Raw genomic sequence first — 16,078 nt, 5'->3', positions numbered from 1 at the left:
GCGCCACGGGTAACTTCACCCAGACCCGTACCCTCGCGGGTATGAAGGGCCTGGTGACGAACCCGAAGGGTGAGTTCATCCCGCGCCCGATCAAGTCCTCGTTCCGTGAGGGCCTGACCGTGCTCGAGTACTTCATCAACACCCACGGTGCTCGTAAGGGTCTGGCCGATACGGCGCTTCGTACCGCCGACTCGGGTTACCTGACCCGTCGTCTGGTCGACGTGTCGCAGGACGTCATCGTCCGCGAAGAGGACTGTGGCACCGAGCGCGGCATCCTGGTGCCGATCGCGGAGAAGCAGGCCGACGGCACGATCATTCGTGACGCGCACGTCGAGACCTCCACCTACGCCCGGACGCTCGCGTCCGACGCGGTGGATGCCAAGGGCAATGTTGTCGTGGCCAAGGGCGCCGATCTCGGCGACCCCGCGCTCGACGCGCTGCTCGCGGCCGGTATCACCGAGGTGAAGGTCCGCTCCGTGCTGACCTGCACCACCGGCACCGGCGTCTGCGCCACCTGCTACGGACGTTCGATGGCCACCGGCAAGCTGGTCGATATCGGTGAGGCCGTCGGCATCGTCGCGGCCCAGTCCATCGGTGAGCCCGGTACCCAGCTGACCATGCGTACCTTCCACCAGGGTGGCGTCGCCGGCGACGACATCACCGGTGGTCTGCCGCGCGTTCAGGAGCTCTTCGAGGCCCGTGTCCCCAAGGGCAAGGCGCCGATCGCGGAGGTCTCGGGTCGGGTGCGTCTCGAGGACGACGACCGCTTCTACAAGATCACGATCATCCCTGATGACGGGTCGGAGGAAGTCGTCTACGACAAGCTCTCGAAGCGTCAGCGTCTGCGTGTGTTCAAGCACGACGACGGCTCCGAGCGTCTGCTCGCCGACGGTGACCACGTGGAGGTGGGTCAGCAGCTGCTCGAGGGCGCTGCCGATCCGCACGAGGTGCTGCGCGTGATGGGTCCCCGTCAGGTGCAGGTCCACCTGGTCCACGAGGTCCAGGAGGTCTACCGCTCGCAGGGTGTGTCGATCCACGACAAGCACATCGAGGTCATCGTTCGCCAGATGCTGCGTCGGGTGACGATCATCGATTCGGGTGCGACCGAGTTCCTGCCCGGTTCGCTCACCGAGCGCGCCGAGTTCGAGAACTCGAACCGTCGTGTGGTGGCCGAGGGCCGCGAGCCGGCTTCGGGCCGTCCCGTGCTGATGGGTATCACCAAGGCGTCGCTGGCCACCGATTCGTGGCTGTCGGCGGCCTCCTTCCAGGAGACCACCCGAGTGCTGACGGACGCGGCCATCAACTGCCGCTCCGACAAGCTGATCGGCCTGAAGGAGAACGTGATCATCGGTAAGCTCATCCCGGCCGGTACCGGTATCAACCGTTACCGCAACATCCAGGTGCAGCCGACCGAAGAAGCCCGTGCCGCGGCGTACGCGGTGCCGTCCTACGACGACACCTACTACTCCCCGGACAGCTTCGGCTCCTCCACCGGCGCAGCGGTGCCGCTGGACGACTACGGCTTCAGCGACTACCGCTAGTCCGTAAACATGGACGCCCCGCTCCTGATCGAGGAGCGGGGCGTTCGTCGTCCCACGACTGCGCGACTTCGGTATCGTTGGACTCATGACCGCGGCCTACGATCACTACCCCGAGCTGCACCGTCTGGTTGAACAACTTCGACCGGAGACAGCCCCGGCCGCACGCGAGGCGTTGCTCCGTTTGGTCCAAGACCCCGCGCAGGACCGCCTCGCCGCACTGCCGTCGTTCGACGGCCCAGAAGATCTCAGCGAGCGTATGAACGACGACCTGTTCGAGTCCGAGTGACCCTTATCGTCGACGCGAATGTTCTTGTCGCGGTGATGAATCGTAGAGACAAGCGGCACACTGAGATGAAGGCGTACCTGTCATCCAGGACCGATGACTTCGTAGTGACCCCGTACATCGTCGCAGAGGTGACGTACCTCTTGCAGAAGTACGCAGGCGCCCAGGTCGAGATCCAGTTCATGGAGACGGTGCGCGACAACCTCTTCCGCGAAGAGTTCGACCCGGTCGACTCCACCCGAATCATCGAGTTGATGAAGCAGTTCGCCGACTTCCCACTCGGCGCGGCCGACGCTTCATTGATCGCCGTCGCCGAGCGCCTCCGCATCAGCGACATCGCGACGGCCGATAACCATTTCCGTGCTGTTCGCACCGCTGGCCTCGACTTCATCAACGTGGTTCCCTGACCGAGTGTGACCCTGCGGTAATTTCCGTAGCTGAATCAGCTCTTTCGTGTAGCGAGACCGCAAATTATGCAAACTTGTGACGCGTACAGTCGCCCTGTGATGTCTCGGATAGTTGTCGTCTTGCTCGCGGTGGTCGGGGTGTGCGCGATGATCTTCACGGCTTGTCGCGTCACCGCCACCGCGGCGTCGACCCGGGTTGTGCTGGGCTGCACTCAACAGCACAAGACCGAGTATTGCGTGTACCACCGCACGACGTGGGGCCTGCTGAGCACCGATTACGAAGTCCGCGTAGGCACCTCACCCAACCGTGGCCTCGGCTACAGCATTCCCTACCCTGCCCATGACTTACATGTCAGCTGGGCGGCCGATACGGCTCTGCTGACGATCGAGATGCCCGGCACCGCTCTCACGATCGAGGCCGCGGAGTACATCGACACCCGATAGCTCGAGGGCGCCTGCGCAGCGATCGCACCGGCGGTCAGGCCTCTGTTTCGGCGGGTTCGGGTTGACGCCGGGAGGGTGCGGTCCGGGCGTGGGTCGCGTAGAGGGTCAGGCCGACGAAGGTCAGACCGCCCACGAGGTTGCCCAGGACCGTGGGGATCTCGTTCCAGATCAGGTAGTCGCCCAGGGAGAAGTCGCCGCCGAGGAGCAGGCCGGAGGGGAACAGGAACATGTTGACGATGGAGTGTTCGAAGCCCATGTAGAAGAACAGCATGATCGGCATCCACATCGCGATCACCTTGCCCGACACCGAAGTCGACATCATCGCGGCGACCACGCCGGTGGACACCATCCAGTTGCACAGCACGGCGCGGATGAACAGGGTGAGCATGCCCGCGCCGCCGTACTCGGCGTAGCCGAGCGTGCGGGCTTCGCCGATCTCGCCGAGTTTCTCGCCGACGGCGCTGGGGTCGACGGAGAATCCCATGGTGAGGATGACCGCCATCATCACCGCCACGGTGAACGCCCCGGCGAAGTTGCCGACGAAGACCAGTCCCCAATTGCGCAGCATCGAACGCAGCGTGACGCCGCGGCGCTTGTCGATCAGGGCCAGTGGAACCAGCGTGAAAACGCCGGTGAGCAAGTCGAATCCGAGCAGGTAGAGCATGCAGAAGCCGACGGGGAAGAGTACGGCCCCGAGCAGTGGTTCGCCGGTGTTCACCGTGATGGTCACCGCGAAGGCGGCGGCGAGGGCGAGGATCGCGCCCGCCATATAGGCGCGGATCACCGTGTCACGGGTGGACATGAACGCTTTGGCTTCGCCCGCGTCGATCATCTTCTCGACGAACGCGGCCGGTGTCAGGTAGGACATGGAAACCCCTTCGTAGTGTTTCTAGCGCAGGAGTTTTCGCTGTCGAGGTTGCCTTGCGATCACCGGACGTTGCTCCCACGTAAATAGTGGTATTCCACTATGGCGGCGACTGTCGTCGAGTGGCAGGCTGACGGCGACACCGACCCGAGGAGCCCGTATGCAACCGATCCTGAGCAAGTCCGTCGCCGCCGACCTCGTTGTCGCCGCCCGTATCTGCAAGGGTCTGACGTGGGCGGGAATCGCGGAATCGATCGGCGCGCCCCTGGTCTGGACGACAGCGGCCCTGCTCGGCCAGCACCCGATGACCGAGGAACAGGCTGCTGCCGTCTGCGCCCTGCTCGACCTCGACGACACCGTCGCCGAAAGCCTGCGTCTGCAACCTTCCCGCGGCGCCGACCCGGCGAAACTGTCCGACCCCACCGTTTATCGCCTGGTCGAAGCCGTCTCGGTCTACGGCCCCGCCCTCAAGGAATTGATCCACGAGGAATTCGGCGACGGCATCATGAGCGCCATCAACTTCAACATCGACATCGCCCGCCGCCCCCACCCCGACGGCGACCGCGTCGTCATCACGCTGGACGGCAAATTCCTCGACTACCGCTGGTGAACCTCGAGCACGTCCTGTCGTCGGTCAGGATCATCCCTCGGCCCGAGTGCGATCTTTCGTCGGGGTGTCTGCCGGTGTCTCGGGGTCGCCGAGTGCGGCGGTCGCCGGTTCGCCGAGGCGGACGGCGACGACTCCGATGAGAATCGATGTGCCGCCGAGTAATTGGATCGGCCGGGGGGATTCGCCCAGCAGCGCCCAGGCGAAGATCAGGGCAGCGAGGACTTCGGTGAGGGCTACGAAGGAGGCGAGGCGGGAGCCGAGGCGGCGGGTGGCGGCGATGCCGGTGACGTAGGCGATGGCGGCGGTCACCACACCGATGAGCAGGATGGGGATCCACCAGGGCGTGGTGAAGTCGGCGAAGACCACTCGGTGGGTGGTGGCATGGAGGCCGACGATGCCGAGAGCGCCCGCCAGGACGAGGATGAGGCCGCCGATCAGGAGGCCGCCGCAGGCCAGGACGGTGCCGGGGAGGTCGCCGCCCTGCGCGGAGAGAACGAAGTAGGCCGCGGCGCCGACCATCGCGGCCAGTGCCCACGCGATGCCGATCGCGTCGGCCGACAGGCCCGAGGCCACATCGAGGACGAGCAGCAGTCCGGTGATGCCGAGAACCGCGCCCGCGATCGTGGCCGCGCCGGGCTGTTGCCGATGGCGCACCCACAACCAGCCGACCACGGCGATCGGCGCCGTGTATTCGATCAGCAGCGCGGCGCCGACCTCCATGTGCGCCACGGCGTTGAAGTAGGCGAGTTGGGTGCCCGCCACGGCGATCAGGCCGTACGCGGCGACGAGATTCGCGTTGGTGCGCAGCAGTTTCCAGTTCCCGCGTATATGGGGCAGCGCGAGCGGGAGTAGAACCACCCCGGCCAGCAGCACCCGTGCGGCGACAACGGCAGCGGCACTCCAGCCCGCGTTCATCAGCCCGCGAGCGAGTGGACCGGACAGTCCGAACGAGGTGGCCGACGCCAGCGCGAGGAGCAGTCCGGACCGGATCCGGATCGCGCTGTCATTGGTCAAACTAGCCATGACTAATGACGGTAAGTAGCTTGCGGTAATATGTCAATGTGGTTTTTGCTCATGACACCGAAGCGGCCTTGCGGGCGGCGGTCGAACTGGTCAATTCCGCCGAGGACCCCGACACCCTGACCGAAACGGCCCAGCTCGCCGAGTTCTTCGAACGACACCTCTACACCGGCGTGCACGACGGCGGCCCCGCGGAACTGGCCGCCGTCCGAGCCCTGCGCACGTCGCTGCGCGCCATGCTCACCAGCGACCGCGATACCGCTGTCGTCCTCGTGAACGAGACCCTCGCCGAGCACCGCGCGGTACCGCGGTTGGTCCGCCACGGCGATGTCGATTACCACGTGCACGCCGTTCCGGCGCAGGCCCCACTTCCGGTCCGCATCGCCGTCGAGACCGCGATGGCGATGATCGACCTCATCCGCGCCGACGAGTCGAGTCGGCTGTCCATTTGCGCGGACGCCGACTGTGCGGGCCTGGTGCTCGACCTGTCCCGCAACCGTTCCCGCCGCTATTGCAGCACCAACTGCGGAAACCGGAATGCCGTCGCGGCCTACCGGGCCCGCCGGAAATAGTCCACCGCACCATTATTCGGAGTTGCCGAGCTGGCTGGGCCGAGCGAATCCGCCCCGCGATCCGAGGCGGGACTCACCGAACCTTCGGGCATTTCTTGCCCGCCAGATGACACTTGTCCTCGAATCCCGCGGGCAGCCAGGTGCCGGTCTTCAGCAGCGGGTGATGCGGAAAGTGCCGCAATGCGGCGGTGACGAAAAGCAGAACCGCCCAGGGACTCTGGATCTGGATCTGCTGTAGCTTGCCGTCCCGGTCGGGGAACCGGCACCCGACCCGATCCGGCGCGGTGAGGTCGATCGACTCGAGCGCGGACCAGTACAGCGAGAACGATCGATCAGGGTTGGTGAGGTGCAGCCGTCGATCCGAGATCATCACCGACCCGGCCCGTTCCGCCACCCAGCGCGGTTGCGCCGCGGCGGCCACCTGTGTGCGCCGGGTCCGGTTCAGGACGGCATTGCCCAACTGCGCCGCCGCGACGATCGGAGCCGGACCGGCGACAGGCCCCGGGTTCCGCGCCCCGAAGCCGTTCGCCCGCCACGTGTACCAGTTGACCGATCCCTCGGCGAGGCCGACCTCACCCGGCTCGATCCGCACCCGCGTCGCCGTGTGCGGGATCAGCCCCACCTCACCACGCGCCAGGAGATCGGCCACCCCACACGTGTACAGCAGATAGTCGTCGAACCACGTCCACCCGGCCTGTTCGGCCAGGGCGCGTTCGATATCGGCCAGCGGGTCGAACATCACTCTCATCACCACCCACCCGTGCGGACTCACTGCCAACAACGGTAGCCGAGACCGGCGACAACGCACACGAAGGTCAGCGTTCGCTGTCCAGCATCGCCATCTGTTCTGCCGCGTACCGCTCGCCCGCGACCGCGTGGGCCGGGGCCGCCGCCTCGATCACGGCCGATTCGTCCGGCGTGAGCGCGATCGCGAGCGCGCCGAGCGTCTCGTCGAGGCGCGTGCGGCTGCGCGCACCGATCACCGGCACGATGTCCTCGCCGCGGCTCAGCACCCAGGCGATCGCCAGCTGTGCCACCGAAACCTGTTTCGTGGCAGCGATATCGGCCAACGCCTCGACCAAGCGCAAGTTCCGGGTGAGGTTTTCGCCCTGGAAGCGCGGACTGTGGGCACGGAAGTCGCCGACGGTCGACGGCCCACCGCCGCGGAAGGTGTCGCTGAGCAGCCCCCGCGAGAGCACCCCGTAGGCGGTGATGCCCGTGCCGAGTTCTCTCGCGACCGGCAGGATTTCCTGTTCGATGCCACGGGAGATGAGCGAGTACTCGATCTGCAGGTCGGTGATCGGATGCACGGCGGCGGCGCGTCGCAACGTGTCGGCGCCGATCTCGGAGAGTCCGATATGTCGCACGTATCCGGCCTCGACGAGTTCACCGATCGCGCCGACAGTGTCTTCGATCGGTACGTCGGGGTCCAGGCGCGCGGGCCGGTAGATGTCGATGTGGTCGACGCCGAGCCGGGTCAGTGTGTAGGTGAGGAAGTTGCGCAACGCGGCCGGGCGTCCGTCGAAGCCACCCCATGTTCCGCCCGGCCCGCGCAGCGCGCCGAACTTCACGCTGAGCACCACGTCCTCGCGGGCACGTTCGGCGATGGCCCTGCCGATCAGCATCTCGTTGTGGCCCGCGCCGTAGAAGTCGCCGGTGTCGATGAGGTTGATGCCCGCGTCGATGGCGGCGTGGACGGTAGCGACCGATTCACGGTCGTCGGATGCGCCGTACATCCCGGACATACCCATGGCGCCGAGACCGATGCGGCTGACGCGGGGGCCGGCGTCACCGAGCACGAGGGTGGGGATCTGTGAGTTCGTCATGCTTCGAGCCTGCGCCGCGGGCGCCGGTCGCGGCAGAGATCGTTCATCGGGGGATCGCCGATCCCTGGCTGGGCGCGGGAGTCACTCACCCCTGCCGACGGTGGCGGGAGATGACGATGTCACCTCTTGCTGCTTTCTACCGAGGGTGGCTGCCATGTTCCGTCGAGGATGGTCTGGTCCGGCCAATACGCGCGCAGGTAGAGCGTGAATTCGTCGTCGGGTGCGGGCAGCCAGTTCGCCAGTAACTTGGCCTCGGTAGGTGCGGGGCCGCCGACGGTCAGGGTCAGCGAACCGTCATCGCTGTAGTTCAGGTCCTGGTTCTTGGTGCCCAGCGAGTACCGGTCGAGGTCGTTGGGGTGGAAGAAGTGGTGTTTGTTGTAGACGGTCAGCGACCAGAACCCCTGTACCGGTGGCAGCTCACCGGACGGGAACCGGACGGTGTAGGTGTTCGCGCCGTGCAACCGTTGCCCGGATTCGTCCAAATCCTGGTAGTAGTAGGCGGTTTCGTTCGGCGTGTTGACGAAGATGTTGGACTTGCCGATCGCGGTACGCGACAGGTAATCGGTGCCGAACGCGGCCCCGTTGCGTTGAGTGGTCCAATGATGCGGCGCGGGCAGTCCGATATTGCGGAACTCGAACAACTGCTTGACCACGGCGTCGGTCTCGACAGCGGTACGGCGTAGCGTGTCGGCGATCGTCGTATCCCGGTCGGCGGCCTCGAGCAGCGATCGGAACCAGCCGTAGAGCGCTTCCTCACCCGGACGCGGCGGTACTTCCTCCAGTACCTCACCCAGCGCGGGAAAGAACGCTTCGGGGTCCACCCACTGGGTTTCGCCCTGATCACCGGTCGCGGTATCGCCCCCGTAGGACGGTGCGTTCGCCCAGTCGAACACCTTGGCGGTGCCGTCGAACTCCGAGAGTGGATACATCCCGATGCGATCGACCAGCGGCGCGACAGCGGTCCGGTCCTGCTCGGTGTCATCGAGGAACACCCGAGGGATCACCACACCCGAACGGGTGTCGTGGCGGAACACACCGGTGATCCCGGCAGGCACTTCGCCGTCCCACGAGGAGTGCGCCAGGAGATAGAACCCCGGAGCGGTCCCGTACATCTTGCCCAGCTCCACGAACGAGTCGGTGCGTTGATCGACGACCTGATACACCCAGAACCGGTCACCGAAATCGGGTACCTGCACCACCGACGGGCCACGCTGGGCGTCCAGCACGCCGAATCCGTAGACCACATCCTGATTCGGGCAGGCGACCACCCGTTCCTCGGGCCGGATGTAGTCACGCAGCATCCCGATCGTTCCGGGCGGACCGGCGGGCACGATTCCAGCGAGCAGACCGGGCGCGGGCAGCTGTTCCATGAACACGCGCCGGTTGTGCAGGTTCACCAGCGGCCAACCCCACAGATACGCGGCACGACCGATCGCGCTCGCGTACTCCGGCGTCACCTTCGGACCATCGAACCCGCCGACACCCGACATCACGGCTTCCTCTCCCTCACGGACGACAACACCCAACCGGACGCTAGGCCGCACCCCGCCGGCCCGACTCATCCGATGCGGGTGAACTTCGCCGCCCCGTGTGGGTGTCACCGACGAAGCTCCGACAATGGCGTTTGCCACCGCGCGTGCGAGTGCGGACGGCTGCGAGACCTTGGCAGACACCAGGTGTTCGACCTGGAATGCAAGCATGAGTCGGTCATGTCGACGCCGGTCGCGGCAGAGATCGCTCATCGGGGGATCGTCGGTCCCTGGCTCGGCGCCGCCGCGAGGCGCACCATGGGGGCATGGACCGATCCGAGCTGGCCGACTTCCTGCGCCGTCACCGGGAGTCGCTCACGCCCGCCGATGTGGGCCTGCCGCCCGGTGTGCGCAGGCGCACCCCTGGCCTGCGCCGCGACGAGGTGGCTCTGCTCACCGGTATGTCGACCGACTACTACACCCGCCTCGAGCAGGCGCGTGGTCCACGCCCGTCCACCCAGGTGCTCGCCGCGCTGGCCCGCGCGCTGCGGTTGAGCGCCGATGAGCGCGATCACCTGTTCCACCTGTGCGCGCACCCGTCCCCGGAGCGTGGGCCACGCGACAAGCATGTCGGCCCCGGACTATTGCACATGTTGGACAAACTCGACGACGTCCCCGCTGCTGTGATCACCGACCTCGGTGAGGTCCTCGTGCAGAACCGCATGCACAGCCTGCTGGCCGGTGACCACGGCACCCGCCGCGGGCTCGATCGGTTCTATTCCTGGCGCTGGTTCACCGATCCATCGGCCAGAACGCTGTTCCCCGAATCGGATTGGCCCCGGATGAGCCGCAGCCATGTCGCCGACCTGCGTGCCACCGCGGCACGGCGAGCCGAGGACGCGGAAGTCGCCGGGTTCATCAGTGAGTTACGGGGCAACAGTGCGGAGTTCGAGGAGCTGTGGAACGAACACGAAGTGGCCGTGCGGCTCTCCGACACCAAGCAGTTCCTGCACCCGGAGATCGGCCTGATCGACACGATCTGCGAAACCCTGCTCACCCCGAACGCGGCCCAGCGCCTGCTGGTCTATCTGCCGCGGCCCGGCACCGAAGCGGCGGAGAAGATGGCGCTGCTGCGCGTGATCGGCACCCAACTCCTCAGCCCCACCGAGTGATCAGGGTGCCCCGGTCGCGTAGGCCAGCGCGGTGTCGATCGCGGGCTGACCGCCTGCCAGTGCGTACGCGGCGAGCGCGCCGATGGCCGCGCCCGCCACGGTGGCGACCGGGACGGTGATGAAGTCCAGGATGAACAAGCCGAGCGGGAAGCCGAGAACGAATCCGATGGCCGCTCCGATGGCGGCACCTTCGATGATCTTCGGTTGCAGGCGTTGGGTTTCGGCGAAGAAGCGTTCCTGTGCGCTGATGTCACGCACCGGCGTGGTGGATTCGCTGACCGGGGTGAGGGTCAGGCGGGTGCCCTGCTCGTCGATCGTCGGCGTGAGCGGCACCGCGTGCGCACCTGAGCGCACGACCATCGGCAGCGCGGCCAGGACCGCACCCGATTCATCGGTGATCGCGACGACTTTCGCGTCGTGGACGAGCTGGAACCGACCCGCGTCGATGGTGGTGACCACCGCGCGCCGGTCGTCGGTCGCGCTCACCTGGTAGTTCACGCCCCTGTCGACACCGCGCAGCGATGGCGCCTCGACCCGTTGCTCGGCGATGACCGGTGCGGGCTCGGTGTATCCGTTTCCGGCTGCCGCCACCATGATCCCCATCGCGAGCAATGCCGCTCCGACCCCAGTGCCGATCCTCATCCCGCGAGCCTCCCGCTACTTCCTCCGGGACCGATCAGTCCCGTTCGTCGCGGCAAACCTAGCCGTTGTGGCCCTGTTCGGAAAGTCCGCGCTTGTCAGGGTCGGGTCGGATCAGCGCCGCACGTCCGCTGGTTCCACGCCGGTCCGTGGGCGGCGCGCGAACTCCGGCGCGTGCTCGGGGCGCAGTCCGATGCCGCCGAGATAGGCGGTGATTCCGGCGAGCGCGGGGACCGCGTCGACGACGCGCAGCGGCAGGGGCGCGGTGCGCAGTGTTCCCCGCAGGGCCGGCGCGATGAGCATGTCGTGTTCGCCGCGCTGGGATCGCTGGGTGAAGTTCGCGGGCAGCATCCGCCTGCGCTGTACCTTTTCCAGGTCGGCGGGCCGCACGGTGCCGTCGAGCAGGGGCTGGGCCAGGATGCGCGCGGCGGCGACGGCGTCCTGCACCGCGAGGTTGACGCCGACCCCGCCGACCGGTGACATCGTGTGCGCGGCATCGCCGATGCACAGCAGACCGGGGACATACCACCGATCGAGCATGCCCACCGTCACCTCGAGCAGTTTGACGTCGTCCCAGGTCCGGATCGCCGCTGTCGCCTCGGCGGACCAGCCGAACAGCTCGGTGACGCGATCGCGGAGCCAGCGCACGTCGTGCGCGGCGCGAAGCTCCGCGTCGCGGCCCTTCTCGATGATGTAGCCGGTCTGGAAGTAGTCGCCACGGTCGATCGCCACCGCGGAGTTGCCGCTGGTGAAGCGGGCCTGCACGGCCCCGCCATCGACGTCGTCCGCCGTTTTGGGGATGCGGAAGAACCACATGTCCATCGGCACGTCCTCCATGCGCTGGTGCAGGCCGGCGGCCTCGCGGGTCACGGAATCACGCCCGTCGCAAGCGATCACGAGATCGGCCCGCAGCGCGTGCTCGACGCCGTCGCTGTCGAGAAAGCGCACGCCCGCCACCCGGCCTGCCTCGTCGATCAGTCCGGTCACGGTCGATCGCATCCGTAGCGTGAAGGTCGGTTCCTCGGCCGCGGCGGTGGTGAGCAGGTCGAGGAAGTCCCATTGCGGCACCATGGCGATGTGCCGGTACCTACCGGGAATGCGGGTGAGGTCGGCGGCGACCACCACGCGGTCGCCCGCGTACATGTACATCCGGGTGAGCTCGGAGCGCGGCAACCTGGCGAACGCGGCGCCGAGCCCGAGTTCGTCGATCAGCCGCACCGTCGACGGGTGCACCGTGTCGCCGCGGAAATCCCGCAGGAAGTCGGCATGTTTTTCCAGCACGGTCACGTCTACGCCTGCCCTGGCGAGCAGTAGTCCGGCCATCGTGCCCGCGGGGCCGCCGCCGACGATGCAACAGGTGGTCTTGTCCATGAGTGTGCCCCCTCGATGATTTCCGCAAGTTCTACGACAAAGCGTAGTAGTCAATCCCGCGGCGCGTCCAGGGTTTTCCGAAGGGGGTTGACCGGATCGCATCGCCGCGCAATACTGAACTAGATGGTTCAGTATGACTTCCTGGATGCCTCGTTCGGGGCGCTCGCGGACCCCACCCGACGGGGTATCCTCGAGCGGCTCGGGCGTGGGCCCGCGAGTATCAGCGAGTTGGCCGAGCAATTCGAGATGACCCTGACCGGCATCAAGAAGCACATCGGCCTGCTCGAGGACGCGGGCATGGTGGTCACCGAGAAGCGTGGACGGGTGCGGTATTGCCGGATCAGCGAACACGTCTTCGATCGTGAGGTGGCCTGGATGCAGGGTTATCGGCAGATGCTCGAAGCCCGAATGGACCGTCTCGATGAATTCCTGCGACGAACGGAGCCAGAGCAATGAGCACAACCACCAACGACGCCGCCATCACCTCCACCTCGGACCGCGAAGTCCATATCGAACGCGATTTCGACGCGCCGCTGGACCGCGTGTGGGATGCCTACAGCCGCATCGAGCAGCTCTCGCGCTGGTGGGGGCGTGGCCACGTGGTCGACGTCGAGCGCTGGGAGTTCCGCAAGGGCGGGCACTGGCGCTTCGTCGAACGCGACGGCGACCAGTCCCACGGCTTCGAGGGGCGCTTCCGTGAGATCACCCCGAAGGAACGCATCGTGCAGTCCTTCGAGTGGGACGGGATGCCGGCGCATATCTCCGTCGACTCGACCACATTCCTCGACCTCGGTGACGGCCGCACCCGGGTCGTCACCGACAGCATCTTCCACACCGCCGAGGAATGCGCGGGCATGCTCGCCTCGGGCATGGAGGGCGGCCTCAACGACAGCTACCGCGCACTCGACGCACTGCTGGCCGACGGCCGCTGAACGCGCGCACCCGATGCGGCGCCGACGAGTCCGCATCGGGTAGCGATATCGCTTCGGCTCGCGTGCAACCTGATTCGAGGGTGCGAGGTGAAACGATCTTTGTGCAGAGTCAGAGGTGGGTGCCGCCCGTCGCGCGTTTGCGCGGCTTCAAGCGCAACGGCGGCAGTGGCGGAGCGGGTATCCGCTCATCGGGGGTGTGGCCGACGACCAGCGGAAAACGGCTGGTGTCACGGGCTTCCCACGCCTGACGGGCATCGACGATCTCCTCGTGACTGCGGCCGACGAAGTTCCACCACATCACCAGTTCCTCGGCGAACGGTTCGCCGCCGACCAACGCGAAATGCGCGCCGTCGGTGCTGCGCAAGCGCAACTCGGTGCGATCGGCGCCCAGATACAGCAGCGGGCCCGCGGTGAGTTCGGTGCCCTCGACGGTCACCGTGCCCTCGATCACCAGCACCGCGTGCTCGAAGGCGCGATCCAGCGGAAGCAGTACCTCGGTGTCGGGGTCGATCACGATGTCGGCCCCGACGATCGGTGTGTAGGCCTTCGCCGGTGAGGTGACACCACCCAGCGTGCCGATCAGCACGGTGGCGCGCAGTCCCGGCACCGCGTAGCTCGGCAGTTCGCGATGCTGTTCGAAATGTGGATCGACGCCGGTCGCGGTGCCGGGCAGCGCGATCCACAGCTGGAGGCCGTGCCCCGATTCGGCGCCGGGTACGCCGAACTCCGAATGCGCGATGCCGCGACCGGAGGTCATCAGGTTGAGCTGCCCCGGCGCGATCTCGACGTCGGAGCCCACCGAATCACGATGCCGGATGCGGCCGTCGAGCGGCCAGGTCACGGTCTGCAAGCCGATGTGCGGGTGCGGCAGGATGTCGGGGGAGGCGCCCGCCTCGGTGGCGGCGGCCGAACCGAACCGATCGAGGAAACACCACGCGCCGACGGTCGGCAGATCCCGTTGCGGCAGGGTGCGTTCCACGTACACCCCGCGCACCCCACCGAGCGGGACCTCCCTGGCCGGGTACAACTCGGTGATCGGACCCGGCCGTGGCGACGGCTCACACAGTGCCTCGTCCGGGTCGATCTCCAAGTCGCTCACGGTGTGATGCCCTTGCCCACCACATGCGCGTCGTACTCCGGGTGCTTGTCCAGCCACCCGCGGATGAACGGGCAGTGCGCGGTGATCGTGCGCCCGCGCGCGATCACGTCCTCGACGGCCTGGCGGGCGAGGACCCCACCGAGGCCTTTGCCCCCGAACGCGTCGTCGATCTCGGTGTGGATGAAATCGGTGTCGTTGTCGCGCTCGATGTACTCGGCGAAACCGGCGAGCTCGTCGTCGAGGAACACGTCGTAACGGTTCTGCTCCACATTGCGCACGACGCGGCGCTGTGGTTCTGCGGTGGCGGAATCGGTCATGACACGATCCTATTCACGCCCGGCGGAGGTCGACGACATGTCCGCGTACCGGCTGCCCGCCACCTGTCCGGCGATCGGTTCCAGCGTCGCGAGTTCGTCGGCGGACAGCCGCACGGACGCCGCGGCGACATTCTCGGCCAGCCTGGTCCGCTTGCGGGTGCCGGGAATCGGCACCACCGAGAGGTTGTGCACGCCCGCCCGCGCGTGCACCCAGGCGAGCGCGGCCTGGGCTCGGGTGATGTCGTGCGCGGCGGCGATCGCGGCCAACGGCGCGAGCAGTTCGGTGTTGTGCTGGGCGTTGTCGCCGGTGAAGCGGGGCTGGAACCTACGGAAGTCCTTGTCGCTCAGCTCGTTCGCCGAGGTGAACGCGCCGGTGAGAAAACCGCGGCCCAGTGGCGAGTACGGAACGAACGTCACGCCGAGGTCGGCCGCGGCGGGTACCGCGGTGGCTTCCACATCGCGGGAGAACAGCGACCACTCCGACTGCAATGCCGCGATCGGGTGCACCGCGTACGCGGCCCGCAGCTCGTCACCGGTCACCTCGGACAGTCCGAGCGCCCGCACCTTGCCCGCCGTCACGAGTTCGGCCATCGCGCCGACCGACTCCTCGATCGGGACCGCCGGGTCGCGCCGGTGCATGTAGTACAGGTCGATGGTGTCGACGCCGAGCCGGCGCAGGCTGGCCTCGACCGAGGCGCGGATATAGGCGGGGGAGTTGTCGTAGCCACGGAAGGAAGCATCGTCGGCCTTGCGTACGATGCCGAATTTCGTTGCGATCAGGAGGTTTTCGCGATTGGCGCGCACGAAATCGGCGAGGAATTCCTCGTTGTGCCCCGATCCGTACACATCGGCGGTGTCGAACAGGGTGACGCCGAGTTCCAGCGCGTGGTCGAGGGTGGCCCGCGATTCGGTCGCGTCGGTCTCCCCGTAGAACTCGCTGATGCCCATGCAGCCGAGCCCCTGGGTGCCGATCAGTGGTCCGCCGGCGCCCAGCGTGGTGGTCGGCAGTGTCGCGGTGGTGCTCATGTGTCGCTTCCTTCGCTCGTGTGCACGGTGATCGTGGCCGGGCGGACCACATCGGATCGGCCTTCGTAGATGGCGATCTTGTAGTCCAGGACGGCCACGGTCTGTCGTAGTTCCGCGATCTTGTCGAGCACGTCGGATCTGGTCTGCCGGAACATCTCCAGCCGGTCCGGGTAGGTCTGCTCGCCTGCCCGGACCAGTTCGGCGTAGCGGATCATGTCGGCCACCGGCATGCCGGTGAGCCGCAGCCGCCCGATCAGCGCCAGCCACTCCAGGTCGTGGTCGCTGAACCGGCGGTTGCCGGTGTGGTCGCGACCGACGTAGCCCATCAGCCCGATCCGCTCGTACCAGCGCAGGGTGTCGCGGCTCAGGCCCGATCGTTGGGCCACCTCGCCGATCGAGTACCTAGGGCGGTCGTGTTCGTCGCCGCTCTCGGCGCGCAGCGCCGCGTCCTGATCCATCGTGCCCGTCCCTTCCCGTGGAACTTC

Annotated in this window: 20 protein-coding genes; 9 read left to right on the top strand and 11 right to left on the bottom strand. The window is 67.0% G+C overall.

The window, feature by feature from the left end; all coding sequences use genetic code 11:
• The 4 genes from NA12_RS13620 to NA12_RS13605 form a co-directional block, all read left to right on the top strand.
• Positions 1-1,541: DNA-directed RNA polymerase subunit beta' (locus NA12_RS13620; protein ID WP_503826292.1), on the top strand; the 1,541-nt coding region annotated here is incomplete at its 5' end.
• An 85-nt stretch (positions 1,542-1,626) separates the two neighbouring features.
• Positions 1,627-1,827 carry a hypothetical protein gene (locus NA12_RS13615; protein WP_067449717.1) on the top strand — a complete coding sequence of 67 codons (201 nt, stop codon included), beginning with the start codon at positions 1,627-1,629 and terminating at the stop codon, positions 1,825-1,827.
• Positions 1,824-2,231: a type II toxin-antitoxin system VapC family toxin gene (locus NA12_RS13610; protein WP_084472747.1), complete on the top strand. Its 408-nt coding sequence runs from the start codon at positions 1,824-1,826 to the stop codon at positions 2,229-2,231. The genes NA12_RS13615 and NA12_RS13610 overlap by 4 nt, the downstream gene beginning before the upstream one ends.
• A 96-nt stretch (positions 2,232-2,327) precedes the next feature.
• Entirely contained in the window at positions 2,328-2,675 is a 348-nt protein-coding gene (locus tag NA12_RS13605) for a hypothetical protein (RefSeq protein ID WP_132369698.1), read from the top strand.
• A gap of 34 nt (positions 2,676-2,709) precedes the next feature.
• On the opposite strand, the gene NA12_RS13600 is transcribed toward NA12_RS13605, so the two are convergent.
• The gene (locus NA12_RS13600) at positions 2,710-3,543 is read right to left on the bottom strand and encodes a formate/nitrite transporter family protein (RefSeq protein WP_067449713.1); all 834 of its coding nucleotides are present in this window, start codon (positions 3,541-3,543) and stop codon (positions 2,710-2,712) included.
• 157 nt (positions 3,544-3,700) lie between these two features.
• Here NA12_RS13600 and cynS point away from each other — a divergent pair, with 157 nt between their 5' ends.
• Positions 3,701-4,150: a cyanase gene (gene cynS / locus NA12_RS13595; protein WP_067449712.1), complete on the top strand. Its 450-nt coding sequence runs from the start codon at positions 3,701-3,703 to the stop codon at positions 4,148-4,150.
• 30 nt (positions 4,151-4,180) lie between these two features.
• On the opposite strand, the gene NA12_RS13590 is transcribed toward cynS, so the two are convergent.
• Positions 4,181-5,173, bottom strand: coding sequence for an EamA family transporter (locus tag NA12_RS13590; RefSeq protein ID WP_067449711.1), 993 nt, complete (start codon positions 5,171-5,173; stop codon positions 4,181-4,183).
• 38 nt (positions 5,174-5,211) lie between these two features.
• Between NA12_RS13590 and NA12_RS13585 the strand changes: the two genes are divergently transcribed.
• Positions 5,212-5,742, top strand: a complete 531-nt coding sequence (locus tag NA12_RS13585) for a CGNR zinc finger domain-containing protein (RefSeq protein ID WP_067449707.1) — start codon at positions 5,212-5,214, stop codon at positions 5,740-5,742.
• A 73-nt stretch (positions 5,743-5,815) separates the two neighbouring features.
• On the opposite strand, the gene NA12_RS13580 is transcribed toward NA12_RS13585, so the two are convergent.
• From NA12_RS13580 to NA12_RS13570, 3 genes are all read right to left on the bottom strand, one after another.
• Positions 5,816-6,514 (bottom strand): hypothetical protein, encoded by a 699-nt coding sequence (locus NA12_RS13580; RefSeq protein ID WP_132369697.1) that lies wholly within the window; start codon positions 6,512-6,514, stop codon positions 5,816-5,818.
• A 43-nt stretch (positions 6,515-6,557) separates the two neighbouring features.
• Positions 6,558-7,568: an aldo/keto reductase gene (locus NA12_RS13575; protein ID WP_067449703.1), complete on the bottom strand. Its 1,011-nt coding sequence runs from the start codon at positions 7,566-7,568 to the stop codon at positions 6,558-6,560.
• A gap of 119 nt (positions 7,569-7,687) precedes the next feature.
• A complete protein-coding gene (locus NA12_RS13570) occupies positions 7,688-9,058 on the bottom strand; it encodes a DUF1214 domain-containing protein (RefSeq protein ID WP_067449701.1) in 1,371 nt (456 codons plus the stop codon).
• 305 nt (positions 9,059-9,363) lie between these two features.
• Between NA12_RS13570 and NA12_RS13565 the strand changes: the two genes are divergently transcribed.
• Positions 9,364-10,209 carry a helix-turn-helix transcriptional regulator gene (locus NA12_RS13565; RefSeq protein ID WP_067449699.1) on the top strand — a complete coding sequence of 282 codons (846 nt, stop codon included), beginning with the start codon at positions 9,364-9,366 and terminating at the stop codon, positions 10,207-10,209.
• On the opposite strand, the gene NA12_RS13560 is transcribed toward NA12_RS13565, so the two are convergent.
• Positions 10,210-10,851, bottom strand: coding sequence for a DUF8020 domain-containing protein (locus tag NA12_RS13560; protein ID WP_067449697.1), 642 nt, complete (start codon positions 10,849-10,851; stop codon positions 10,210-10,212). It abuts the gene before it with no gap.
• Positions 10,852-10,962: 111 nt separating this feature from the next.
• Positions 10,963-12,219, bottom strand: a complete 1,257-nt coding sequence (locus NA12_RS13555; RefSeq protein ID WP_067449696.1) for an FAD-dependent oxidoreductase — start codon at positions 12,217-12,219, stop codon at positions 10,963-10,965.
• A 123-nt stretch (positions 12,220-12,342) separates the two neighbouring features.
• Between NA12_RS13555 and NA12_RS13550 the strand changes: the two genes are divergently transcribed.
• Positions 12,343-12,675 carry an ArsR/SmtB family transcription factor gene (locus tag NA12_RS13550; RefSeq protein WP_067449695.1) on the top strand — a complete coding sequence of 111 codons (333 nt, stop codon included), beginning with the start codon at positions 12,343-12,345 and terminating at the stop codon, positions 12,673-12,675.
• Complete coding sequence (locus tag NA12_RS13545; protein ID WP_067449694.1) at positions 12,672-13,151, top strand: SRPBCC family protein; 480 nt, start codon at positions 12,672-12,674, stop codon at positions 13,149-13,151. Before NA12_RS13550 ends, NA12_RS13545 begins: the two co-directional genes overlap by 4 nt.
• 109 nt (positions 13,152-13,260) lie before the next feature.
• Here the strand turns inward: NA12_RS13545 and NA12_RS13540 are convergent, their stop codons facing one another.
• The 4 genes from NA12_RS13540 to NA12_RS13525 are packed head-to-tail and all read right to left on the bottom strand — an operon-like array spanning position 13,261 to position 16,051.
• Entirely contained in the window at positions 13,261-14,250 is a 990-nt protein-coding gene (locus NA12_RS13540) for a pirin family protein (protein WP_067449688.1), read from the bottom strand.
• Positions 14,247-14,567: a GNAT family N-acetyltransferase gene (locus NA12_RS13535; protein ID WP_067449686.1), complete on the bottom strand. Its 321-nt coding sequence runs from the start codon at positions 14,565-14,567 to the stop codon at positions 14,247-14,249. Before NA12_RS13535 ends, NA12_RS13540 begins: the two co-directional genes overlap by 4 nt.
• A gap of 9 nt (positions 14,568-14,576) precedes the next feature.
• Positions 14,577-15,593: an aldo/keto reductase gene (locus tag NA12_RS13530; RefSeq protein ID WP_067449684.1), complete on the bottom strand. Its 1,017-nt coding sequence runs from the start codon at positions 15,591-15,593 to the stop codon at positions 14,577-14,579.
• Positions 15,590-16,051 carry a MerR family transcriptional regulator gene (locus NA12_RS13525; protein WP_067449682.1) on the bottom strand — a complete coding sequence of 154 codons (462 nt, stop codon included), beginning with the start codon at positions 16,049-16,051 and terminating at the stop codon, positions 15,590-15,592. The genes NA12_RS13530 and NA12_RS13525 overlap by 4 nt, the downstream gene beginning before the upstream one ends.
• Positions 16,052-16,078: the final 27 nt, after the last annotated feature.

Origin of the sequence: Nocardia alba NBRC 108234 (genome assembly GCF_001612665.1) — a bacterium.
Taxonomy (GTDB): Bacteria; Actinomycetota; Actinomycetes; order Mycobacteriales; family Mycobacteriaceae; genus Nocardia; species Nocardia alba.
The sequence above is the reverse complement of the archived record's forward strand: the minus strand, read 5'-3'. Positions and strand labels throughout refer to the sequence as shown.

What these genes read in the sequence shown, in the direction of transcription:
- NA12_RS13600 (WP_067449713.1), bottom strand. Translation starts at nt 3,543, where the DNA reads ATGTCCTACCTGACACCGGCCGCGTTCGTCGAGAAGATGATCGACGCG.
- NA12_RS13530 (WP_067449684.1), bottom strand. Translation starts at nt 15,593, where the DNA reads ATGAGCACCACCGCGACACTGCCGACCACCACGCTGGGCGCCGGCGGA.
- NA12_RS13565 (WP_067449699.1), top strand. Translation starts at nt 9,364, where the DNA reads ATGGACCGATCCGAGCTGGCCGACTTCCTGCGCCGTCACCGGGAGTCG.
- NA12_RS13570 (WP_067449701.1), bottom strand. Translation starts at nt 9,058, where the DNA reads ATGTCGGGTGTCGGCGGGTTCGATGGTCCGAAGGTGACGCCGGAGTAC.
- NA12_RS13525 (WP_067449682.1), bottom strand. Translation starts at nt 16,051, where the DNA reads ATGGATCAGGACGCGGCGCTGCGCGCCGAGAGCGGCGACGAACACGAC.
- NA12_RS13615 (WP_067449717.1), top strand. Translation starts at nt 1,627, where the DNA reads ATGACCGCGGCCTACGATCACTACCCCGAGCTGCACCGTCTGGTTGAA.
- NA12_RS13575 (WP_067449703.1), bottom strand. Translation starts at nt 7,568, where the DNA reads ATGACGAACTCACAGATCCCCACCCTCGTGCTCGGTGACGCCGGCCCC.
- NA12_RS13555 (WP_067449696.1), bottom strand. Translation starts at nt 12,219, where the DNA reads ATGGACAAGACCACCTGTTGCATCGTCGGCGGCGGCCCCGCGGGCACG.
- NA12_RS13560 (WP_067449697.1), bottom strand. Translation starts at nt 10,851, where the DNA reads ATGAGGATCGGCACTGGGGTCGGAGCGGCATTGCTCGCGATGGGGATC.
- NA12_RS13590 (WP_067449711.1), bottom strand. Translation starts at nt 5,173, where the DNA reads ATGGCTAGTTTGACCAATGACAGCGCGATCCGGATCCGGTCCGGACTG.
- NA12_RS13545 (WP_067449694.1), top strand. Translation starts at nt 12,672, where the DNA reads ATGAGCACAACCACCAACGACGCCGCCATCACCTCCACCTCGGACCGC.
- cynS (WP_067449712.1), top strand. Translation starts at nt 3,701, where the DNA reads ATGCAACCGATCCTGAGCAAGTCCGTCGCCGCCGACCTCGTTGTCGCC.
- NA12_RS13535 (WP_067449686.1), bottom strand. Translation starts at nt 14,567, where the DNA reads ATGACCGATTCCGCCACCGCAGAACCACAGCGCCGCGTCGTGCGCAAT.
- NA12_RS13550 (WP_067449695.1), top strand. Translation starts at nt 12,343, where the DNA reads ATGGTTCAGTATGACTTCCTGGATGCCTCGTTCGGGGCGCTCGCGGAC.